The sequence below is a fragment of the Mesorhizobium sp. M8A.F.Ca.ET.057.01.1.1 genome, assembly GCF_003952565.1.
Classification (GTDB): Bacteria; Pseudomonadota; Alphaproteobacteria; order Rhizobiales; family Rhizobiaceae; genus Mesorhizobium.
In genome coordinates this window covers 2,409,695-2,431,721 of record NZ_CP034454.1, presented here as the reverse complement: position 1 = coordinate 2,431,721, position 22,027 = coordinate 2,409,695, and the positions used below count along the sequence as shown (strand labels likewise).

The following is a 22,027-nucleotide window of genomic DNA, read 5'->3' as shown; positions in this document are numbered from 1 at the left end:
TTCGTCCCCCGACTAGGTCTGGTTGCTGGTTGTCGTCTCGGCCGGGAATTTGCCCAGCAGCGCATCGACCAGTTTTGCAAAACCGATGCCCTTCGACGATTTGATCATCACCACGTCGCCCGGCTTCAGCGCGGCGAGCAGCACCGGCTTCAACTCCTCGACGCCGTCGCGGTATTCCGTCCTGATATCGCCCGGCAGCGCTTCCGCCAGCGACCGCATCTCCGGCCCGCCGAGAAAGACTGTCCGCGTGCCGGTGCCGACGATGAGATCTGCAACGGCGGCATGGAGCTTGGCCGAATGGTCGCCGAGCTCCAGCATGTCGCCAAGCACCGCGATGCGTCTGCCCTCGCCCGTCACCGGGGTTGCATTGAGCAGCGCCATCGCGGCCGCCATCGAGGCCGGATTGGCGTTGTAGCTCTCGTCGATCAGCGTGATCTCGCCACCGTGCTGGCCCGAAGTCGGGCCACCGGGATGCCGCAGTACATGGCGCTTGCCGCGCCCACGCTCGGCGGAGAGATCGGCCAGCGCCAATGCCACCTTGTCGAGATCGGCACCGACCAGATGCGCGGCGCCCAGCACCGCCAGCACGTTTTGCACCATGTGCCGGCCCGGCGCCCCGATACGAGCGATCATATCGTGCCCGCTGATCCTGGCGGCGATGTCGGAATGGTCGGCATGCAACTCGCACTTGACCAGCTTGAAGGTCGAGCGCGCATTCTCGCCGAAGCCATAGACATGCTCGACGCCAGCAGCCTGTGCCATCTTGTCCAGCAGCTTGAAACGCGCATCGTCGCGGTTGAGCACTGCGGCGCCTTCGGGTTCCAGCCCTTCGAAAATCTCGGCCTTGGCTTTGGCGATCTCGTCCAGATTGCGGAAGAAGCCGAGATGCGCGGCCGCGATCATGGTGATGATGGCGACATGCGGCCGCACCATCTTCACCAGCGGCCGGATCTCGTCGGGATGGTTCATGCCGATCTCGAACACGGCATAGTCGCAGTCATCGGGCATGCGCGCCAGGGTCAGCGGCACGCCCCAATGGTTGTTGAACGACTGCGCCGAGGCATGCACCTTGCCGACCGCAGAAAGCACGTGGCGCAGCGCCTCCTTGGTTGTAGTCTTGCCCGCGGAGCCGGTGACCGCGATGATCTTGGCCTGCGAGCGGGCGCGCGACGCGACACCAAGCTTTTCCAGCGCGACCAGCACATCCTCGACGACGATGATCGGCGCGGTCAGCCGGCCAAGCGACGGCAGCTTGCCTTCGGCCACCACCAGCACGCCGGCGCCGGCCTTGATGGCCGCGGTGACGAAGTCATGGCCGTCCATCGCCTCGCCCTTGATGGCAAAGAAAGCGTCGCCCGGCTGCAGGCTGCGGCTGTCGATCGAAATGCCCGATATGCCTTCGGGCATGGGGCCGAGCGGCCGCCCATCCGTGGCGGCAACCAGCGCTTCCGAACTCCACAGCAAACTCATGCGGCACGCTCCCTGAGCGCGGCGCGCACTTCCTCGTGGTCGGAGAAATGCAAGGTTTCCGAGCCGATCGTCTGGCCTTCCTCATGGCCCTTGCCCGCCACGATCAGCGTGTCGCCAGCATGCAGCATGCCGACAGCCTCGTGGATTGCCTTGCGCCGGTCGCCGATTTCGATGGCGCCGGGCGCCGCGGCAAGAATGGCGGCACGAATGGTTTCGGGCACTTCGGAGCGCGGATTGTCGTCGGTGACGATGACGACATCGGCAAGCCGGGTCGCGATCTCGCCCATGATCGGTCGTTTGCCCCGGTCACGGTCGCCGCCGCAGCCGAACACGACCATCACGCGGCCGGTCGTGAACGGACGCACCGAGGCCAGGACATTCTCCAGAGCATCGGGCTTGTGGGCGTAGTCGACATAGACCGGCGCGCCGCTCGCTGTGGTGCCGACGAGGTCGAGCCGGCCCGGCGCGCCTTTCAATTTCTCCAATGCCGCCAAGGCTTTGGCGACAGGTGTTCCGGTGGAAATGGCAAGCCCCGCCGAAACCAGCGCATTGGCGATCTGGAAATCGCCGGCGAGCGGCAGGTCGATTTCGTGGATCACACCGTCGGCGTCGACCTCGGCACGCTGGCGATGACGCTCATGCTCGACCCGCTTCAGTCTGAGGAAATCGCCATGGCGGCCGACCGTCAGCACGTCGAGCCCGGCGGCCCGAGCCGCCTTTATCGTTGGTTCCGACCAAGGATCGTCGGCGAAGACGATGGCCGGTGCGCCCTTCGGCAGCAGCGTGTCGAACAGGCGCAATTTGGCGCGGTGATAATCCTCGACCGTGGGATGGTAATCCATGTGGTCGCGGCCGAGATTGGTGAACCCGCCAGCCGAGAGCTTCACCCCGTCGAGGCGGCGCTGGTCGAGCCCGTGGCTGGAGGCCTCCATCGAGGCGTGGGTAACGCCGGCATCCGCCAATTCCCGCAGCAACTGGTGCAGGGCGACCGGATCGGGTGTCGTCAGCGAACCATATTCGTTGCGGCCGGGTGCCACCACGCCGGTGGTACCGATCGAGGCGGCGGCGTATCCCGCCTGCTCCCAGATCTGCCTGGTGAAGGCGGCGACCGACGTCTTGCCGCTGGTACCGGTCACGGCGACCATGGTTTGCGGCTGCCTGCCGAAATAGCGGGCGGCACTCAACGCCAGCGCCAGGCGCGGATCATCGACCGCCAGCACCGGAACCGACAAATCGGCAAGGGCGCTGCTTTTGCCCGTGACGATCGCGGCAGCGCCACGCCTGGCCGCGTCGGCGGCGTAGCTCGCGCCATCGGCCTTGGTTCCGGCAAGCGCGAAAAAGACGACGCCCGGTTTCACCTGGCGGGAATCGGACGAGATGCCTGTAACCTCCAGATCGACGGAAGCTGTTCCTTCGACTGGCAGGATACCGGCTAGATCTTTGAGCTTCATCGAGTCCCGTTCACCGCAACAAAATAGCGCGCAGTTGCCGGCGCGCCCCAAGAATCACTGATAGGAAACCAGCGTTGCACCATTTTCATGGCTGAAATCTGGCTTCACGCCAAGCATGGCCGCTGCACGCCTGATGATATTGCCGGCCATGACCCCCGCATTGTTGGCCGCGACGTCGGTCATCCCAGGCTTTTCCGGATGCGGGGCGTCGGCGATCGTGAACACCAAATATTGCGGATCGTCCATCGGGAAGGCGGCGACGAAAGTGTTGAAATTCAATTCCTTCGAGTAACGGCCGTTGATGACCTTCTCGGCCGTTCCGGTCTTGCCGCCGACGCGGTAGCCGGGAACCCGGGCGTTTCTGGCCGAACCCTTCTCGGCGTTGAGCGAATAGAGGTAGCGCATGCCCTCGACAGTCTTTTCGGTAACCACTTTCTTGGCCGCCGCCATCGCATCCTCTTGGCTGCGGACCAGGAATGTCGGCTGCATCAGGAAGCCGCCATTGACCAGCGCCGCGCAGCCGACAGCCGCCTGCAGCGGCGTCGTCGACACGCCATGGCCGAAGGCGATGGTGAACGAATTGACCTGCTTCCACACCTTCGGCTCGGTCGGGCGGGCGACTTCGGGCAGTTCGGTCTGCATCTTCTCCAGAATGCCGAGGCGATGCAGGAATTCGCGGTGCGCCTCGATGCCGACCAGCTCGGCCTCCCTGGCCGACCCGATATTGGACGAATAGAGGAACACCTCCGGCAGCGACAGCACACGGTTCTTGCCGTGGAAATCGTGAATGGCCTGGTGGCCGACCCGGATTGGATGCGAAGCGTCGAAGCGGCTCGACATCGTCGCCTTGCCGGAATCGAGCGCCATGGCCGAGGTGAAGCTCTTGAAGGTCGAGCCCATCTCATAGAGCCCCGCCGACATCCGGTTCAGCCGGTCCTTGTCCTGTGCGTTGTAGGGATTGTTCGGATCGAAATCCGGCACCGAGGCCATGGCCACCACTTCGCCGGTCTTGACGTTGAGCACCACGGCGCCAGCGCCCATGGCGCGGTAGCGCTCCAGGCCGGCGGCGATCTCGTCGCGCACCACGTGCTGGATGCGCAGATCGATCGAAAGCTTCACCGGCCTGAGATCCTTCGCCACCGCCAGGCCCGACGCCTGCAGGTCGCTCAGGCCCTGCTCATCGATATATTTCTCCATGCCGGAGATGCCCTGGTTGTCGATGTTGGTCAGGCCGACAATGTAGGACGAGGTTTCGCCGCTCGGATAGAAACGGCGCTTTTCGGTGCGGAAGCCAAAACCGGGAATGCCGAGCTGCATGATGTCGGCCTGCTGCTTGGGCGTGAGCTGCCGCTGCAGCCAGACGAAGCCGGCGCCGCTCTTCAGCTTGTGATAGGTCTGCTCGTAGTCGATTTCGGGCAGCACCGTCGACAGCTTCTCGATCGCCTCATCGGCATCGACGATGCGGCGCGGCTCGGCGAACAGCGACGCCGTCTTGATGTCGGTGGCCAGCACTTCACCGTTGCGATCGACAATGTCGGGACGTGACGCCGTCACCCGGCTTTGCGGACCGCCCGACAGGTCGGGTGTCTGGAAACCGAGATAGACCAGCCGCCCCGATATGGTCGAGAAGATGCCGAAGAACACCGCCATCGTCATCACGATGCGCGCCTTGCCCTTGCCGCCGGTCGCCTTGCGGGCGCCTTCGACCACGATCGACCCGTCCTCGCCCGTCCTGGCGCGGCCTACCGTGGCGAAGCGCTTCAGCAGTTTGCCGATCATTGGGCAATGTCTCCGGTCACGACGGGATCCTTGTCGCCCGAAGGCGCCTTGTCGGAACTGTCTGCCATCGTGCCCTGGCGCCCGTTCAGGATGTCCTGAATGTCGAGCGCCTTGGCAGGCAGGTCGCCCAGTCCCACGATCTGCCGGCCACTGACCGGCTCCAATGCGAGCTGCGCCTTATAGAGGTCCGCCAGCTTCTGCAGCCGCGACGGCTGGGTGAGCAGGCTCCAGTCGGCCTTGAGCAGGTCGATCGTATCCTCCTCGAAGCGTATCTCGGCATGGATCTTCTGCACGGCCGCCAACTGGTCCTCGGCCTCGCGCTTGGCCTTGTAGGTCAGGGCGGCTGCCGAAACCATGACGGCGATCAGGACAATGTCGCTGGTACGAAACACGTGCTTACCTCTCCCCCGGCCGATCGATGCCGGGAAGCTTTGGAAGGCCGAAAATCGAAAAATCGTCGCCGCGCGCCGGCGCCTCGGTGCGGACCGCCGCGCGCAGCCTGGCCGAGCGGGCGCGTGGATTGGCCGCAACCTCGGCGTCGCCTGCCGTCACGCCGCCACCAGCCTTGCGGAAGGTCGCGGTGCGCGCCTGCGCCTCGGGCATATGGCGCGAGCCGGTCATGGCGTCGGCGCGATCGGCGATGAAGCGCTTGACGATGCGGTCTTCCAGCGAATGGAACGTCACCACGACAAGGCGGCCGCCCGGCCTCAGCGCGCGTTCGGCCGCGAACAGTGCCTTGGCCAATTCACCGAGTTCGTCATTGACGAAGATGCGCAGCGCTTGAAAAACGCGGGTCGCCGGATGGATCTTGTCCTTCGGCGCGCGGCCGATATGCGTCTCGATCGCGTCGGCGAGTTCCAGCGTACGCTCGAACGGGCGTTTTTCCCGGCGCGTCTCGATCATGCGGGCGATACGGCCGGCGTGACGCTCCTCGCCGAGGAAGCCGAAGATGCGGGCAAGGTCGCCCGGCTTGAAACTGTTGACGACATCGGCGGCGCTCAGGCCCGCCTGCGCCATGCGCATGTCGAGCGGTCCGTCGAAGCGGAAGGAAAAGCCGCGCTCGGCCTGGTCGAGCTGCATGGAGGAGACGCCGATGTCGAGCACGACGCCATCGGCGCTGTCGATATGTTCGTCGAGCGTCGAGAACGGCGCCTGCACCAGCCTCAGCCGACCGCCGGACTGCGCCTCGAGGTCGCGGCCGGCCGCGATGGCATCCGGATCGCGGTCGATCGCAACCACGGACGCGCCGGCCGCCAGGATGGCCTTGGTATAGCCGCCGGCACCGAACGTACCGTCGATGATGATGTCGCCCTCCTCCGGCGCCAGCGCTTCGAGCACTTCGCCAAGGAGGACCGGAATGTGGCGGACCGATCCGCCAACGGCGTTGTTATCATCGCCGTGGCCCACCATCATTCCGGTCGCTCCCCAGCCTTGGCCTCGTGAGCCTTCGTCCCCTGCCGAAGCTGCAAAAGCCTGGCCCGCGCCTGCGCCCCATAGGTCGCAAGCCGTCCCGGCTCCCAGATCTGAAAGAAATTGCCGCGCCCGACAAAGGCCACTTCCGCGGAGATGCCGGTATGTTCGCGAATGAAATCGGTCATCGTTATGCGGCCGTCCTGGTCCAGTTTCAGGAACGCTCCGTCGCCATGGCAGAAGAACGACATGTCGTCCGCCGTCTGCAGGAAGGGGTCTTCCCGAGCGATGCGCTGCTCGTAACGGTCGAGCAGGTCGAGCCCGCCGACATCCATCGCCGTCAGGTCCAGGCAACGCAGCGCATAGAGTTCCGAATAGCCGCGCTTCTGCACCACGGCACGAAAATGCGCGGGAACGGACACCCGCCCCTTCGCATCGATCCTGCTCACCGTGTTCGACAGAAACCGGTCCATCACACGTTACGGCCGCTTGCGCCGCCGCACCCCTCTTCATCGTCTCGCACGCGCCACCGCCGCGCGTTGCCTGCCCCGCACCCACCTCGTCCACACGGGCGAAAACCGGCAAACGCGCAGCCGCCGCGGCTGCCCGATTGGCGTACGCTTTACCCTGACGCGGACCGAAGGCTTTGATGTCGAAATGGGATATCATGGGGCACTATGGGCGTCAACGGGAACAGGCTTCTCAAACACGCGCATCACGCCGACGAGAAAGGCTTTGACAGCACGTCTCGTCTTTATGATCCATTAAGCCTAACGAAGCGTTTAGAGCCTGCCTGGCCCAACCGGAGGCGCCTTGCCGCGAGCCGCGGCCGGGCATAGCGTCTCGTTCATCTCACCGATCACCAAGGGATTTGAAATCGATGTCCGAAACTGCGAAGTCGCGCGCTGCAGCCCTTCCCCATTTGCGTCGCGGCGGGTTTGCCATGGGCGATTCCATTCCCCTGCCGCTGACCATGGCCGCCATCTTCCATGCACCGGGAGACGCCACCGGCTTCAACCAGTACGGCCGCTTCAGCAACCCGACCTGGGATGCCGTCGAACACATGTTGTCCCATCTGGAAGACGCGCCCTGCGTCGGCTTTCCCTCGGGGATGGCGGCGATCTCGGCGGCATTCTTTGCCGTGCTCAAGGCCGGCGACCATATCCTGCTGCCTTCGGACGGCTATCACACCACCAGGGCGCTGGCCGATCGCTTCCTGAAGCCGCTCGGCGTCACCTACGATGTCAGGCCGACATCGACCTTCCTCGACGGCGGCTTCGCGGGTTACCGCCTGGCCTTCGTCGAAACGCCCGCCAATCCGGGACTGGACATTTGCGATATCGCCGCTGTCGCCGAAGCCGTTCACAAGGCCGGCGCGCTGCTGGTGGTCGACAACACGACGATGACGCCCTTCGGCCAGCGCCCTCTCGATCACGGTGCCGATATCGTTGTCGCCGCCGACACCAAGGCGCCCAATGGCCATTCCGACGTTCTGTTCGGTCATGTTACCAGCCGCAATGCCGACATCATCGCCGCCGTGACCGGCTGGCGCGAGGTCTCGGGCAGCATCCCCGGCCCGTTCGAAGCCTGGCTGGTGCATCGCGGCCTGGAAACATTGGACGTGCGCTTCGACCGCATGTGTTCGTCGGCGGAGGTGATCGCGCGGCGGCTGCAGGGCCATCGGGCGATCAGCGGCCTGCGTTATCCCGGCCTGGAAGGCGACCCCTCGCACAATCTTGCCCGCGCCCAGATGGAGCGCTTCGGCTTCCTCATCTCCTTCGAACTCGCTTCCGAGCAGAAAGCCGAGGATTTCATCAACGGCTGCCAACTCATGCAGGCGGCGACCTCCTTCGGCGGCGTCCACACCTCGGCCGAACGCCGCTCCAAGCGTGGCGATGCGGTATCGGCCGGTTTCGTGCGCCTGTCGGTGGGCTGTGAGCCGGTGGAAGAATTGTGGAAGGCGATCGAGGCCTCGCTCGACAGGGTCAGCGGCTGACAAATCGACTACGAGCCGAGGTCATCGGCTTCGATGTTGCGGCGACCATGCAGCACGCGAAGAATTTCGATCGCATCACCGCCGACCCGGTACAAGGTGAGTGGCGGATACCCGGTGCTATGTCGTCGCGTGGCGCACCTGAGAAGGGATGCAACGTCAACAAATCCCAACGTCTTTCCAGCGCATCCACGAGGCGAACAGCAGCGCGCGGGTCGTGGCTGGCGATGTAGTCGCCGAGGCTTTCGAGATCGACGGTGGCTTGAGGAAGCAGTCGGTATTTCACTCCTGGAAGCCTTGGACCTCGGCCAGGTATTTCGCGCGCAGTCGTTCCATGATTGGCCGGCCGTCTTGCGCAGGCCCGCTGTCGATCCCCTCCTGCACCAGCTTGCGCAGTTCCTCGACCGTGTAGCCCATCAGGTCGCAGCGGTCCTTCCACTGCCGCAGCGCATCGCGGATCACCTCGCTCGCCGAGGCGTATTCTCCAGTCGCGACCACATCGTCGACCGCCCGCGCCAGTTCCGGCGAAAGCGTAATGCTGCGTTTGTCGACATGACCCATGATAGGCTCCCGATGATGAGCCGCGATGGTACGATTTAATCGCACCAGTTTCAAGGAAGTCGGGCGGAGAGCTCTGCCTTGTGACGATGCAGGGCAACGCCGCGCTGTTGAATCGGACGGTGCGCCCAAGGGCGCAACCTTCTGATATCAAAAAACTTAGCGTAAATATCGCGGAGAAAATTGCCAGCCGGCCTGTAAGCCGGGTTTTGTATGGCCCTCGCCCCTCGCAAGGCGAGAACGTGGCGGCCATTCATCTTGGGCGCATGTTGCCATGCGCCTCACGCAACCTACCCGGACGGTGAGCCGGAAACAGCCCTCGAGGGTTTCCCCTCGCACCGCCCCTATTCGGTCTTGCTCCCGGTGGGGTTTACCGTGCCGCTCCTGTTGCCAGTCGCGCGGTGGGCTCTTACCCCACCCTTTCACCCTTACCCCGACAAAGTCGTGGCGGTTTGCTTTCTGTGGCACTTTCCCTGGGGTCGCCCCCGCCGGCCATTAACCGGCACCGTGTCTCCATGGAGCCCGGACTTTCCTCACCCGCGGCCTTTCGGCGTTTGCGGGTGCGGCCGCCCGGCCAGCTGGCAGGGCGTATAAAGGGGTTCACACCACAAAACGCAACCGAAAAAGCCGGTCGTGACCGGTTCTCGTCAAGCCGGCGCGCCGACAGCCGCCAGTTGAACCTTGACCTTGCTGCAGTAAGCCGCCGAAACCGGGTTCATGCGGGTGGCGCCATGGCCGGCATTGTATTTCAGGATCGTGCCGCAGGTCGTGCCGCCGCCGAGGTCGCGCGCCATGGCGAGGTACTTCATGCCGTACTTGATGTTGGTGTCGGGATCGAACAGGCCCTTGGCCGACCCGCTGTAACCCATCATCCGTGCGGTTGCCGGCTTGATCTGCATCAGGCCGATCTCACCGGCGCCGCCGACCATGTTCGGCCGGTAGTTGCTCTCGATCTTGATCACGGCGTGGGCCAGCGACACCGGAACCCCGTAGCTCGCCGCGTAGCGGGCGACAATCGCAGAATACTGCCCGCTGCTCGCCACCGCCGCGGTCGACGCGGCGACGTTGCTGAGACCAATCGATGCCGTCGTCGTCATGTCCACGATCTTGCGGCCGCGCTTCGTCTGCCTTTTGGCGGGGGATTTCCTTGCCTTGGTCCAGCTTGCCTTTTCCACTTTCGCGGAAGCCTGCTTCGTCGTCGCCTTCGCACTCTTGCTGCTTTTGGCCGAAATGGCCTTGCCTTTGGCGGGCGCCGCGACCAGACCCTGGTCGGCCCGTTGGCTTAACGGCGCGGCGTCGGCGGCGCTGAAGGCAAAACTCATTACCCCGGCAGCAAGAGCTGCCGTTAAAACGGTCAATTTCTGCATGTGATCCTGTTCTGTTGGGACCACGCGAAGATTTTCGCGCGGCATCGCTTGATCAATATCGGAACACCCGGGGGCTGGACGTCCGACAAACTGTACGAAAAGCCCTTTGAAGGCCGATTTGGCGCCAATGAAGGCGGGGCAAGTCACTTTAAGTGACAGTTTGTAACTTTAGGGCTGGAGAGGATTACTTGGGCCGGCTCTTGAGCTGAGGTCAACTCGTGACGGAGGCAAGCAGCCTCTGGAGCGTGCGCATCGTCGAGCCATCGGCAACGCCGTCGACCCGGCGCGGCCGGAAATGCCGTTGGAAGGCCTCGACGACGATCCGTGTCCGATCGTCGAAAACGCCGGATATCTCGACACCATAGCCATAGAGCGACAGCATCGACTGCAGCGTCTCGACCTCGGCACCGCGGTCGCCTGGCTTCAGCGCGGCTCCGCGCCTGACGGGCGCGGCTGGCACGAGATGACCGACGCCAGCCTTATACAGCGCGGCCCATGGAAACTTCTCGCCGGGATCGATCTTGCGACCGGGCGCCACGTCGGAATGCGCCAGCACCCGCTCGGCGGCGATCGCATGCCGTGCTGCAATCCCCTTGCAAAGCCTGATCACCGCATTGATTTGGCGTCGCGGAAAGCCGGGATAGCCCAGTGAATGGCCCGGGTTGACGATTTCGATGCCGACCGAGCAGGAATTGATGTCGGTGCGTCCGAACCAGGAACTCTGGCCGGCGTGCCAGGCGCGGTCGCTTTCCCGGACCATCTGCACGATGTGGCCATTCTCATGGATGAGATAATGCGACGAGACTTCACTCGCCGGATCGCACAACCAGGCTTCGGCCCCGATACCGGTCGCCATGCCCGTATAGTGCAGCACGATCATGTCGGGCTTCTGCGTGTCGCGTCTTGGCCCGAAATTCGGCGATACCCTGACCTCGGCGCTCGGCTCGTCGGGCAGGAAGCCGCTCATGCGTGCCGCAGGCCCCGCTCGATCATCTCGTAGGCGGCGTTGATCGCCGCGACCCTGGTCGTCGCGATCTTGATGAATTCCTGCGGCAGTCCGCGCGCGATCAGCCGGTCCGGGTGGTTGTCCGACACCAGCTTGCGATAGCGTTTCCTGACCTCCTCGAACGGCTTGCCGCGCTCGATGCCGAGCACGACATAGGGATCGCCGGCGCCAAGATTGACATGCCGCGCCATGATCGATTCGTAATGCGCCTCGTCGATGCGGAAGATCTCGGCGATACGGTGCAGGAAGATGCCTTCGCGCTCATGCACCAGCCCGTCGGCCTTGGCGATGTGGAACAGGCCGTCGAGTATGTCTTCCAGCATCACGCAATTGGAGTGCCCGGAGCCGCACAGCTGCGCCATGCGCTCGGCATAGGTTTCGAAACCGGCCACGTCCCGCTGGGCGAGATCGAACAGCCGCGCGACATTGCGCGTCTCTTTCGCCGGCACTTCGAAGATCTCTTGGAAGGCGCGCACCTCGTCCTGGGTGACGATGCCGTCGGCCTTGGCCATCTTGGCCGAAAGCGCGATCATCGCTACCGAGAAGGCGACGCGGCGGCGCAGGTCCGCGTCGCCGGAGAAAACCGTACGCACAGCCTCGACCACGTCGGCGACCCCAGACGTGGTTGAAGATGAAACCCGGGTGATGAAGTCGCCGAGGCGGTCCCAAATCGACATGGCCAGCTTCATAGAGCCAACCGGTCCCCGCTATCAAGCCAATAAGGGCCAACTTGTCGGACCTGTGAACGAGAGGAGCATTGCTGGTTCCAACAGTCACCCCTACGAGAAAAGGCCGGCATGGAGCCGGCCTTCCTCCCAAGACACTTACTGCTTACAAACTACTGCGCGGGCGCAGGAGCAGGCGTTGCCGGAGCCGGCTCGGCAGGCTTGGTCGAGTTGTCAGCCGGAGCCGCAGGCTTCATCGGTTGCTCGGCGACCGGCGGATTGGTGCTCTGGGTCGTGGTCTTGTCGGTACCGCTGTCGCTGCATGCCGCGACGCCAAGCAGGACAAGCGCCGAAACCGACGCAAGAATGAGCTTTTTCATGACATCTCTCCTTCAACACACGCTCACATTGCAGTGAACGGTCGGAGGGAAAATGCATCACCGGGCCAAGGGTTTCGTAACGTTGCGTTTCCACCTGTAACATCAATGGCATGCAGGCGACATTGCTGCCGGCGCTTCGGCGCTTTAACAACGACACCGGACAACGGAATACCGGAGACAACCGCATGACCGCCAAATGGGATTTCTGGATCGATCGCGGCGGCACCTTTACCGATATTATCGGCCGTGACCCGCAAGCCGGGCTGCATCCGCGCAAGCTGCTGTCGGAGAATCCCGAAGCCTATGCCGATGCCGCCATTCAGGGCATCCGCGATCTGCTCGGCCTTGGACCGGCCGCCGCGATCCCGTCCGGCCTGATCGGCGACATCAAGATGGGAACCACGGTGGCCACCAACGCCCTTCTGGAGCGCAAGGGCGACCGTGTGTTGTTGCTCATCACCAAGGGGTTTCGCGATGCGCTAGGGATCGCCTACCAGGCGCGACCCGACATTTTCGCCAAGGAGATCATTCTTCCCGAGCAACTCTACGAGCGCGTCATCGAGGTCGACGAGCGCGTGCTCGCCGATGGCCGCGTCGAACGGCTGCTCGATATCGCGGCTTGCCGGCCGGCCATAGAACAAGCGAAAGCCGATGGCATCGATGCAGTTGCCATCGTCTTCATGCATGCCTGGAAATATCCCGATCACGAGAAGGCGGTGGCCAGGGTCTGCCGCAAGCTTGGTTTCGGCCAGGTCTCGGTCAGCCACGAGGTCTCGCCGCTGATCAAGCTGGTCGGCCGCGGCGACACCGCGGTGGTGGATGCTTATCTGTCGCCCATCCTGTCGCGCTATGTGCAAAGGGTGGCGGGAGAAGTGGGCGCGGCGGGAGAAAACGACGAATCCCCTCGCCTGATGTTCATGATGTCTTCGGGCGGGCTCACCGCCGCCGACATGTTCCAGGGCAAGGACGCGCTGCTGTCGGGTCCGGCCGGCGGCGTGGTCGGCATGGTCGAGACCGCGAAGCTCGCCGGTTTTGACAAGGTCATCGGCTTCGACATTGGCGGTACCTCCACCGATGTCGCCCACTATGATGGCGAATATGAACGTGCCTTCGACACCGAAGTCGCAGGCGTGCGCGTTCGCGCGCCGATGATGCGCATCCACACCGTCGCCGCCGGCGGCGGCTCGATCCTGCATTACGAGGCAGGCCGTTTCCGCGTCGGACCGGACTCCGCGGGCGCCAATCCCGGCCCCGCCGCCTACCGGCGCGGCGGCCCGCTGGCCGTCACCGATGCCAACGTCATGCTCGGCAAGCTGCAGCCCGATTTCTTCCCCTCGATCTTCGGCCCCGGTCAGGACGCGCCGCTCGACGCGCAATCCGTGCGCGCGAAATTCGCGGCACTTGCCGCCGGAATCGGCGACGGCCGCCCGCCGGAAGCGGTCGCCGAAGGCTTTGTCACAATCGCGGTCGAGAACATGGCCAATGCGATCAAGAAGATTTCCGTGCAGCGGGGCTACGACGTCACCGAGTACCTCCTGAACTGCTTTGGTGGCGCCGGCGGCCAGCATGCCTGCCTGGTCGCTGACGCACTCGGCATGGAGGCGGTGCTGATCCATCCCTTCTCCGGCCTGCTTTCGGCCTATGGCATCGGCCTGGCCTCGGTCTTTGCCTCACGCCAGCAGGCGCTGCTCAAGCCACTCGCCGAGGAATCCAGAGCGGAGATCGGCAACCTCATCGCCATCTTGAAAAAGGCCGTGGTCGCGGAGTTGGCGGCACAAGGCATCGCCGAGCGCTCGGTCGCCACCAGGCCGGTGCTGCACATTCGCTATGACGGCACAGATACGGCACTGCCGGTGAATTTCGAGGCAGACTCGATCTTCCAGGCCAGGCGCGATTTCGAAATCGCCCACAAGGCGCAATTCGGCTTCGTCTATGACGACAAGCCGATGATCGTCGAGACCGTCGGCGTCGAAGGCACCGAAACCGGCCAGACGACCGCCGAGGCCTATGCGCCGGCCGGGCCGGGACGGGTCAAGTCCGCTTCGGAGACCCGGCGTATCTACACGGAAGGCCGGTGGCATGAAGCTGGCGTCTACCATCGCGAGAACCTCAGGCCGTCCAGTCTGGTTGCAGGCCCCGCCTTGATCATCGAGCCGAACCAGACGATCGTCGTCGAGCCGGGTTGGCGAGCCGAAATCACCAACCTCAATCACGTCGTCATACGCCGCACGGAAAGGAAAGCGCGCGCCGCCGCCCTTGGCACGCAAGCCGATCCGGTGATGCTCGAAGTCTTCAACAATCTGTTCATGTCGATCGCCGAGCAGATGGGCGTGACGCTGCAGAACACCGCCTATTCCGTCAACATCAAGGAAAGGCTGGATTTCTCCTGCGCCGTCTTCGACCACACCGGGGCGCTGGTCGCCAACGCGCCGCACATGCCGGTGCATCTCGGCTCGATGGACCGTTCGGTCGAGACCATCATCCGGCTAAACTCCGGCGACATCCATGCCGGCGACGTCTTTGCCTTGAACGCCCCCTATAATGGCGGCACGCATCTGCCCGACATCACCGTGGTAACGCCGGTCTTCGATGACGCCCAGAAGAATATCCTCTTCTGGACGGCCTCGCGCGGCCATCATGCCGACATTGGCGGCACCGCCCCCGGCTCGATGACGCCGCTCGCCACCACGGTCGACGAGGAAGGCGTGCTGTTCGACAATTTCCGCATCGTCGACCGCGGAAAATTCCGCGAGACGGAGCTGCATACGCTGCTCACCGAGCATCGCTATCCGGCCCGCAATCCGCACCAGAACATTGCCGACCTGAAGGCGCAGATCGCAGCCAACGAGAAGGGCGTGGCGGAGCTGCGCAAGATGGTCGCGCATTTCGGTCTCGACGTCGTCGAGGCCTATATGGGCCATGTCCAGGACAACGCGGCCGAGAGCGTGCGCCGCGTGCTGGAACGGCTGCCGGACACGTCGGATTATGAATATCCGACCGATACCGGCCAGGTGATCAAGGTGAAGATCACGGTCGACCGGAAAAAGCGCGAAGCGACCGTCGACTTCACCGGCACGTCGCCTGTCATGAAGAACAATTTCAACGCGCCGGAGCCGGTCGCCCGTGCCGCCGTGCTCTACGCCTTCCGTGTCATGGTCGAGGACATGATCCCGATGAATGCCGGGTGCCTCAGGCCGATCAACATCGTCATTCCCGATGGCTGCATGCTCAAGCCCACCTACCCTGCCGCCGTGGTCGCCGGCAATGTCGAGACTTCCCAGCACGTCACCAATGCGCTGTTCGGCGCCATGGGGGCGATGGCCAATGCGCAGGGCACGATGAACAACCTGACTTTCGGCAACAAGCAGTACCAGTATTACGAGACGATTTGCTCCGGTTCGCCCGCCGGACACATGAACTCCGGCCGCGGCTTTGCCGGCACGTCGGGCGTGCACACCCACATGACCAATTCGCGCCTCACCGACCCGGAGGTGCTGGAGCTGCGCTTCCCAGTGGTGCTGGAGGATTTTCACATCCGCGAGGGTTCCGGCGGCAAGGGCAAATGGAATGCCGGCGACGGCACCAAACGCACCATCCGCTTCCTCGAGACGATGGAATGCGCGATCCTGTCCTCGCACCGCAACCGCCCGCCGGAAGGACTGGACGGCGGCGGTGACGGCGAGGTCGGCTCGACCAAGGTGCGCCGCAAGGATGGCACGGTCGAGGTGCTGAAGGCATGCGACCAGACGGTGCTGGATGCAGGCGAGGCTGTCATCCTGACGACACCGACGCCGGGCGGGTTTGGCAAGTGTAACACGCAAGGTAAAATGATATCGAGGTGAGAATCTGCGGGGACCATCCGACCGTGGACAAAAAAGATTTCGGGTTCGGCGTGCGGATCAAAACCATCAACCCGCGAAGAGCAGCTTCGCCATTCTATGCCGAAACACTTCGGGACCAATGAGGAGCTAGCGCCCATATGGATGAGTACACGCGCCTCCCGAACTATGATCCCGATTTCTGTCGGAGGGTCGCCAAATGGGGAGCTATAGTCTGTTTTTTGGGAGTTGTTTTAGAGGCGTTCATCTTTTCGCTTGCCGACCCAGCGCGAGGCAGTTGCCCTGGGTGGATCATTCGCGACGTAGGCGGGCAACCCATACCACTAAAGGTAATATTTGTGCTGACGCTGTTTCCTGCATTTTGGGCTTGCTTCGTTTTTGTAAGGTGGAGACATTTTTCTAAGACAATGCATGCTGCCGCCACAGGAACGTATGTGCCGCCCTTTTCAAAACTCTTAGGTCATCCCAAAATCGACCCCTTCACATTCCCTCATGATCAAGTGTTTCGAACCGTGATCGTGCTGTGGTGCATATTCTGTACAAGCCCTCTTTGGTTGATGCTCACTCTCTGTACAAATACATTTGGCTATCTTGGTTTCAGCCGCTGACTGCGACACGGACTCGCCCTCGATTTTCCACGTCCGCTGCCAAATGAGATTGCGCCAAGGTGGCACCTACATTTGCGCGCCACACCAAGACCTGAACCCGCGTCAACAGGCTGTCACCGGCCTGTCATGACCCTGCGCTACCCGCTTGCGGCAAAGCAAATGGGGAATCACTTTGCCATGACGGACGTCTCCTCGGATCTGGTTTTTCGCCGCGGCAAGGAAGTTGGAAAGGCCGTCTACCAGAACCGCGCGCTTTCGAAAGCCGGCATTTCCGAGCGGCTGTTCGCCTTCCTGTTTTCCGGCCTCGTCTATCCGCAGATCTGGGAAGATCCCGATGTCGACATGGAGGCCATGCAGCTTCGCCGCGGCCACCGCGTCGTCACCATCGCCTCGGGCGGCTGCAACATCTTGGCCTATCTCACCCGCTCGCCGGCACAGATCGATGCCGTCGATCTCAACGCGGCCCACATCGCGCTGAACCGCATGAAGCTGGAGGCGGTTCGCCATCTGCCTTCGCAAGGCGACCTGTTCCGTTTCTTCGGTGCGGCGGACACAAGCCACAATTCCGAAGCCTACGACCGCTTCATCGCCCCGCATCTCGATTCGGTCAGCCGCCATTACTGGGAGCGCCGCAACTGGCGCGGCAACAGGCGCATAGGCGTTTTCGACCGCAATTTCTACCAGACCGGCTTGCTTGGCCTGTTCATCGCCATGGGCCACCGCACGGCGAAATTCTTCGGCGTCAACCCGGCCCGCATGATGGAAGCCAGGAACATCGGCGAACAGCGCCGCTTCTTCAACGAGGAGCTGGCGCCGGTCTTCGACAAGAAGCTTCTGAAATGGGCGACCTCGCGAAAAGCCTCGCTGTTCGGTCTCGGCATCCCACCGGCGCAGTATGATTCGCTGATCACCTCCGGCGACGGCACCATGGCCAGCGTGCTGAAGGCCCGGCTGGAAAAGCTCGCCTGCGATTTCCCCCTGGAAAACAATTACTTCGCCTGGCAGGCCTTCGCCCGCCGCTACCCGGAACCAGGCGAGGCCGCCCTGCCCGCCTATCTGGAAAAGCAGAACTACGAGACCATTCGCGGCAATATAGACCGCGTCGCCATCCATCACGCCAACCTGATCGAATTCCTCGCCGGCAAGGATGCAGGCGCCGTCGACCGCTTCATCCTGCTCGATGCGCAGGACTGGATGACCGACGACCAGCTCAATGCGTTGTGGTCGGAAATCACCCGGACCGCCTCGGCCGGCGCCCGCGTCATCTTCCGCACCGCCGCCGAGCCCAGCCTGTTGCCGGGGCGCGTCTCGACCTCGCTGCTCGATCAGTGGGACTATCAGGACGAAGCATCGCGCGAATTCTCGGCCCGCGACCGCTCCGCCATCTATGGCGGCTTCCACCTCTATGTGAAGCGCGCGGCATGAGCACGACGGAGCTGCCGGCCAGCCACGCCGAACTGATGGACGGCGTCTACCGCTGGCAGCGCCACATCTACGACCTGACCCGCAAATACTACCTGCTTGGCCGCGACCGGCTGATCGCGGGGCTGGACGTGCCGCCGGGCGGCGCCGTTCTGGAACTCGGCTGCGGCACCGGGCGCAACATCATCCTCGCTGCCCGCGCCTATCCCGATGCCCGCTTCTTCGGCCTGGATATTTCGGCCGAAATGCTGGAAACGGCGGGCAAGGCGATCGACCGCGAAGGCCTGTCGGACCGCGTCGTGCTGGCAAGGGGCGACGCCACCGATTTCGAAGCCAAGGCGCTATTCGGCAAAGGCAGATTCGACCGGGTCTTCGTCTCCTATTCGCTATCAATGATCCCGGGCTGGGAGAAGACGGTCTCGGCAGCACTTGCCGCGCTGGCCCCGACGGGCTCGCTGCACATAGTCGATTTCGGCCAGCAGGAAGGTCTGCCGGGATGGTTCCGCGCGTTGCTGCGCGGCTGGCTGAAGAAATTCCACGTCACGCCACGCGAATCCCTGCGTGATGTTCTGGAATCGCAGGCCGAGCGAACCGGCGCAACCTTCCGTTTTCGCACGCTTTATCGTGGCTATGCCTGGTTGGCGGTTATCAAAGCTCGGCATCCGACGTCTCAGATATAACGACCTTAAATTATAGTTATCAGTGGCCACACGCTTCGATTCTGGGGACAATCCGGCGTGTGCGATCAGTTGTTTCCTGTTGCAATTGCAGAATGACCCAAGAGGTGGTACACTGTCTCCATGGTGGGGATAGAAAGTGATTGTCGGGTTTCGCGATGGATGGCTGCGGGCTTTTTTCGTAGAAGATATCCACTCCCGCAACATTCCCTCCGATCTTGAAAGCCGGTTGTTCCGCAAGCTCCAGATGATCGACGACGCAATGACCGATCAGGATTTGCGTGTGCCGCCGAGCAACCATTTTGAAAAGTTGCGCGGCAATCTCGATGGCTTCCATTCAGTCCGCCTGAACAACCAATGGCGGCTGATCTTCCGGTGGGATGGCGGCCGCGGCGAAGCGTCGGATATTTATCTCGACGATCATAGCTACAGATGAGGTGACACATGTTGATGACCACGCGCAAGCCTGCAACGGTGGGCGAAATCCTCACGGAAGAATTCATGCAGCCGCTTGGCCTGACACAGGCTGCTTTGGCGGAAGCGATGGGGGTCCAGCGCAAGCATGTGAACGAATTGTGCAACGACCGCCGCAACGTGACGGCTGCGACCGCGCTCATTCTGGCGCGGGTCTTCGGCAACAGCCCGGATTTCTGGCTCAACGTGCAGCGCCGCAGTGATCTTTGGACCGTCATGAATTCGCCCGACGAGCGGGCGCGTGTCGATCGCGCCAAGCCTTTGGCGACTGCAGCATAGAAGACAGTTTGTATCGATCGACTTCCTCTTAGTGCAGTGCCTTCACCAGCGCCCCCACCATCGCCTGCGGGCGATAGTTGAGCTTGGCCGGCGTTAGCCCGAGCCTCACCACGACCAATTGCTCGGACGGAATGATGGCGACGGTCTGTCCGTCATGGCCTTCCATCCAGTAAGTGTCCCTGGGCAGGCCGGCGGCGACGCCAGCGCCCGGATTTTCCTCGTCGCCCGGCGCTTCGATCCACAATTGGCCCTTGCCGTAGACTTTCGAGGCGGATGCCGGCTCGCGCATCCAGTCGACGAAGCCGGCCGGCAACACCTGGTTGCCGTTCCAGACCCCGCCTTGCAGCAGGAACTGGCCGAAGCGCGCCCAGTCATGGGCCGTGGCGTAGAGATAGGACGAGCCGACGAAAGTGCCCTGCTCGTCGGTTTCGAGCACGGCGCTGTGCATGCCGAGCGGCTCGAACAGCGCCGTGCGCGGCCACGTCAATGCCTTGGCCTTGTCGCCAATCGCGTCCTGCCACAGGCGCGACAGCATCACCGCCGTGCCGCTCGAATAGGAAAACACCTTGCCCACCTCGCCGGTGAGCGGCTTGGCTTCGGCAAAACCCGCCATGTCGGGTTCGAGATAGAGCATGCGCGTCACATCGGCGACGTCGCCATAGTCCTCGTTGAATTCCAGCCCGCTCGACATCGCCATCATGTCGGCAAGGCTGATCGCGGCGCGGCCATCCGCCTTCCAAGCCGTAAACAGGCCCTTCTTGTCGACCGCCATCTTGCCGTCCTTGATCAGCGTGCCGACGATGGCGGCATTAACCGTCTTGGTCATCGACCAGCCGAGCAGAGGCGTCTTGGCTGAGAAGCCGTCGCCATAGCGCTCCGCGACCACCCGCCCGTTCTTGACCACGACGATCGCGCGCATGCCGGCGCCGGCCATGGCGTCGTCCCCGACGACCTCCGAGACCTCTGGATTCTGCGATGCATCGATCCGTTCGCCCTCCGGCCACGGCGCATCCTGGTTTGTCGCCGCGGGTTCGGCATGGACCGTCGTGCGCCGCGCCTTGCCGACATCGCCGTCTGGAACCGAGGCGCAGCCCAGCCCGTCGCGGGCGACCGCCTCGCTCTTGCCGAGGAAGCCGAGCAGGCCGGCCGAAACCGTCCCCCTGTTCTTGTCGACGGAGACCCGCATCAGCCGTAGCAGCGGATGGCCGGGCGCCTGCACATCGACGGCAAGCACCTCATTGGCGTCGCGCCCGGCGATGAAGACGTTGGAGCAGACGATCTTGGCCGAATAGCCCGAGCCGACGCGGATGAGTTCCGGCGGCGCGATATAGAGCCAGGCAAACAGCGCGGCGACCGCCAGCACGATCAGGCCAAGCAGCCATTTGACGATCTTGACGACGAACCGCATCCATTGCCTCCCAGGCGCTCGCCTGACCCTATGTCATCGATTTGCCGCCATTGCTTCCGCAAAATCGGTGCTCTTGTCGAGCGCCATCAACGGATTATCAACCATGATCGGCGATCACAGGGATGCATGTCGCCCAGAAGTGCGCAGCGGTTTTGGGACAACGACATGCACGAAAAACGATTGTGCTGGGCGATGCGTGGGGCGATCGCCTGGAGGGGGCCAGACCAACCTCGGCCATCGGTGCACAGACCCATCAGCGACCGGCTGATTCCGGCTTGGAAGTTGCGATGCGCCGTCTTGCGGTCCTTTTCATGCTGACGCTGCTCGGCGCCTGCTCGACCGTGGACGATCTCTCGCCGCTGTCGCCGTCCGCATCGAGCAGTCCGACAGTGGCCGTACGCGCGCCGCGCTTTGCCGATTCCAAGCCGCATGAGTGGGACAGCGGCGCGCCGTGGAACTATGCCGTCCACGGCACCGACGTCTCCAAATACCAGACCTCGGTCGACTGGCCGACGGCCAAGGCCAGCGGCATTTCCTTCGCCTTCATCAAGGCGACCGAAGGCGGCGACCGCTTCGATGAATATTTCAGCGAGCACTGGGCGCGCACCAGAGCCGCCGGCGTTCCGCGCGCGGCCTATCATTTCTTCTATTTCTGCACCCCGGCGGCGCAGCAGGCCCGCTGGTTCATCCAGAACGTGCCTGTCGACCGCTCCGCCATGCCGCCGGTGCTCGACATGGAATGGAATCCGAAATCGCCGACCTGCCGCCTGCGCCCCGACCCGGCCACGGTGCGCGCCGAGATGACCACCTTCCTCGAAATCGTCGAGCGGCATTACGGCAAGAAGCCGATCATCTACACCTCGGTCGATTTCTTCGACGACAATGAACTGTCGACCTTCCGCGGCTATCCCTACTGGCTGCGTTCCGTCGCCGGCCACCCTCGCGAAAAGTATGGCAGCCACCCCTTCACCTTCTGGCAGTACACAGGAACCGGCATCGTTCCCGGCATGACGGGCAAGTCCGACATCAACGTCTTCAACGGCTCGGAAGCCGCCTGGAACAAGTGGCTGCGGCAGAACACGCGCTGATACTGTGGCGACGGCAGCAAGGCCGGCTGGAATGGTGGCTGCGGCAGAAGACCCGTTGACACCGTGGCAACGGCAGCAAGGCCGGCTGGAATGGTGGCTGCGGCAGAAGACCCGTTGACACCGTGGCAACGGCAGCAAGGCCGGCTGGAATGG

General features: G+C 63.3%; 21 protein-coding genes and 1 other RNA gene. 8 read left to right on the top strand and 14 right to left on the bottom strand.

Annotated features, from left to right (window positions below; translation table 11 throughout):
• Window positions 1-12 precede the first annotated feature (12 nt).
• From EJ077_RS11245 to mraZ, 6 genes are read right to left on the bottom strand one after another with little or no spacing between them, the layout of a single operon-like run.
• A complete protein-coding gene (locus EJ077_RS11245; protein ID WP_208701980.1) occupies window positions 13-1,470 on the bottom strand; it encodes a UDP-N-acetylmuramoylalanyl-D-glutamyl-2,6-diaminopimelate--D-alanyl-D-alanine ligase in 1,458 nt (485 codons plus the stop codon).
• Window positions 1,467-2,921 (bottom strand): UDP-N-acetylmuramoyl-L-alanyl-D-glutamate--2,6-diaminopimelate ligase, encoded by a 1,455-nt coding sequence (locus EJ077_RS11240; RefSeq protein ID WP_208701979.1) that lies wholly within the window; start codon window positions 2,919-2,921, stop codon window positions 1,467-1,469. Before EJ077_RS11240 ends, EJ077_RS11245 begins: the two co-directional genes overlap by 4 nt.
• 54 nt (window positions 2,922-2,975) lie before the next feature.
• Window positions 2,976-4,700 (bottom strand): peptidoglycan D,D-transpeptidase FtsI family protein, encoded by a 1,725-nt coding sequence (locus EJ077_RS11235; RefSeq protein WP_208701978.1) that lies wholly within the window; start codon window positions 4,698-4,700, stop codon window positions 2,976-2,978.
• Complete coding sequence (locus EJ077_RS11230; protein WP_208701977.1) at window positions 4,697-5,092, bottom strand: cell division protein FtsL; 396 nt, start codon at window positions 5,090-5,092, stop codon at window positions 4,697-4,699. The genes EJ077_RS11235 and EJ077_RS11230 overlap by 4 nt, the downstream gene beginning before the upstream one ends.
• A gap of 4 nt (window positions 5,093-5,096) precedes the next feature.
• Window positions 5,097-6,113, bottom strand: coding sequence for a 16S rRNA (cytosine(1402)-N(4))-methyltransferase RsmH (gene rsmH, locus EJ077_RS11225; protein ID WP_208701976.1), 1,017 nt, complete (start codon window positions 6,111-6,113; stop codon window positions 5,097-5,099).
• Window positions 6,110-6,583 carry a division/cell wall cluster transcriptional repressor MraZ gene (gene mraZ, locus EJ077_RS11220; RefSeq protein WP_127275798.1) on the bottom strand — a complete coding sequence of 158 codons (474 nt, stop codon included), beginning with the start codon at window positions 6,581-6,583 and terminating at the stop codon, window positions 6,110-6,112. The genes rsmH and mraZ overlap by 4 nt, the downstream gene beginning before the upstream one ends.
• 407 nt (window positions 6,584-6,990) lie before the next feature.
• On the opposite strand from mraZ, the gene EJ077_RS11215 reads away from it, so the two are divergent.
• Window positions 6,991-8,106, top strand: a complete 1,116-nt coding sequence (locus tag EJ077_RS11215) for a cystathionine gamma-lyase (RefSeq protein WP_208701974.1) — start codon at window positions 6,991-6,993, stop codon at window positions 8,104-8,106.
• Here the strand turns inward: EJ077_RS11215 and EJ077_RS11210 are convergent.
• From EJ077_RS11210 to EJ077_RS11195, 4 genes are all read right to left on the bottom strand, one after another.
• Entirely contained in the window at window positions 8,096-8,389 is a 294-nt protein-coding gene (locus EJ077_RS11210) for a type II toxin-antitoxin system RelE/ParE family toxin (protein ID WP_245458720.1), read from the bottom strand. The two genes, EJ077_RS11215 and EJ077_RS11210, sit on opposite strands and share 11 nt — an antisense overlap.
• Complete coding sequence (locus EJ077_RS11205) at window positions 8,386-8,664, bottom strand: type II toxin-antitoxin system ParD family antitoxin (protein ID WP_208701972.1); 279 nt, start codon at window positions 8,662-8,664, stop codon at window positions 8,386-8,388. The genes EJ077_RS11210 and EJ077_RS11205 overlap by 4 nt, the downstream gene beginning before the upstream one ends.
• Window positions 8,665-8,843: 179 nt before the next feature.
• Window positions 8,844-9,243, bottom strand: an RNA gene (gene rnpB / locus EJ077_RS11200) — RNase P RNA component class A.
• 65 nt (window positions 9,244-9,308) lie between these two features.
• On the bottom strand, window positions 9,309-9,893 hold the full coding sequence (locus EJ077_RS11195; RefSeq protein ID WP_245458777.1) for a lytic transglycosylase domain-containing protein: 585 nt from the start codon (window positions 9,891-9,893) through the stop codon (window positions 9,309-9,311).
• On the opposite strand from EJ077_RS11195, the gene EJ077_RS32025 reads away from it, so the two are divergent.
• Window positions 9,814-10,032, top strand: a complete 219-nt coding sequence (locus EJ077_RS32025; protein WP_245458827.1) for a hypothetical protein — start codon at window positions 9,814-9,816, stop codon at window positions 10,030-10,032. The genes EJ077_RS11195 and EJ077_RS32025 overlap by 80 nt on opposite strands.
• A gap of 207 nt (window positions 10,033-10,239) precedes the next feature.
• On the opposite strand, the gene EJ077_RS11190 is transcribed toward EJ077_RS32025, so the two are convergent.
• From EJ077_RS11190 to EJ077_RS11180, 3 genes are all read right to left on the bottom strand, one after another.
• Window positions 10,240-10,995, bottom strand: coding sequence for an N-acetylmuramoyl-L-alanine amidase (locus EJ077_RS11190; RefSeq protein ID WP_208701968.1), 756 nt, complete (start codon window positions 10,993-10,995; stop codon window positions 10,240-10,242).
• Window positions 10,992-11,711 carry a J domain-containing protein gene (locus tag EJ077_RS11185; RefSeq protein WP_208701966.1) on the bottom strand — a complete coding sequence of 240 codons (720 nt, stop codon included), beginning with the start codon at window positions 11,709-11,711 and terminating at the stop codon, window positions 10,992-10,994. Before EJ077_RS11185 ends, EJ077_RS11190 begins: the two co-directional genes overlap by 4 nt.
• Window positions 11,712-11,872: 161 nt before the next feature.
• Entirely contained in the window at window positions 11,873-12,079 is a 207-nt protein-coding gene (locus EJ077_RS11180) for a hypothetical protein (protein ID WP_208701964.1), read from the bottom strand.
• Between the two features lie 185 nt (window positions 12,080-12,264).
• Here EJ077_RS11180 and EJ077_RS11175 point away from each other — a divergent pair, with 185 nt between their 5' ends.
• The 5 genes from EJ077_RS11175 (at window position 12,265) to EJ077_RS11155 (ending at window position 19,378) form a co-directional block, all read left to right on the top strand.
• Window positions 12,265-15,921, top strand: a complete 3,657-nt coding sequence (locus EJ077_RS11175) for a hydantoinase B/oxoprolinase family protein (RefSeq protein ID WP_208701961.1) — start codon at window positions 12,265-12,267, stop codon at window positions 15,919-15,921.
• 731 nt (window positions 15,922-16,652) lie between these two features.
• The gene (locus tag EJ077_RS11170; RefSeq protein WP_208701959.1) at window positions 16,653-17,951 is read left to right on the top strand and encodes a DUF3419 family protein; all 1,299 of its coding nucleotides are present in this window, start codon (window positions 16,653-16,655) and stop codon (window positions 17,949-17,951) included.
• Complete coding sequence (locus tag EJ077_RS11165) at window positions 17,948-18,628, top strand: class I SAM-dependent methyltransferase (RefSeq protein ID WP_208701957.1); 681 nt, start codon at window positions 17,948-17,950, stop codon at window positions 18,626-18,628. The genes EJ077_RS11170 and EJ077_RS11165 overlap by 4 nt, the downstream gene beginning before the upstream one ends.
• Before the next feature lie 136 nt (window positions 18,629-18,764).
• Complete coding sequence (locus tag EJ077_RS11160) at window positions 18,765-19,061, top strand: type II toxin-antitoxin system RelE/ParE family toxin (RefSeq protein ID WP_208701955.1); 297 nt, start codon at window positions 18,765-18,767, stop codon at window positions 19,059-19,061.
• An 8-nt stretch (window positions 19,062-19,069) separates the two neighbouring features.
• Window positions 19,070-19,378 (top strand): HigA family addiction module antitoxin, encoded by a 309-nt coding sequence (locus EJ077_RS11155; RefSeq protein WP_140701934.1) that lies wholly within the window; start codon window positions 19,070-19,072, stop codon window positions 19,376-19,378.
• Window positions 19,379-19,406: 28 nt separating this feature from the next.
• On the opposite strand, the gene EJ077_RS11150 is transcribed toward EJ077_RS11155, so the two are convergent.
• Window positions 19,407-20,786, bottom strand: a complete 1,380-nt coding sequence (locus EJ077_RS11150; protein ID WP_208701953.1) for a serine hydrolase domain-containing protein — start codon at window positions 20,784-20,786, stop codon at window positions 19,407-19,409.
• 287 nt (window positions 20,787-21,073) lie between these two features.
• Between EJ077_RS11150 and EJ077_RS11145 the strand changes: the two genes are divergently transcribed.
• Complete coding sequence (locus EJ077_RS11145; protein WP_135866349.1) at window positions 21,074-21,874, top strand: GH25 family lysozyme; 801 nt, start codon at window positions 21,074-21,076, stop codon at window positions 21,872-21,874.
• The last annotated feature ends 153 nt before the right edge of the window (window positions 21,875-22,027 follow it).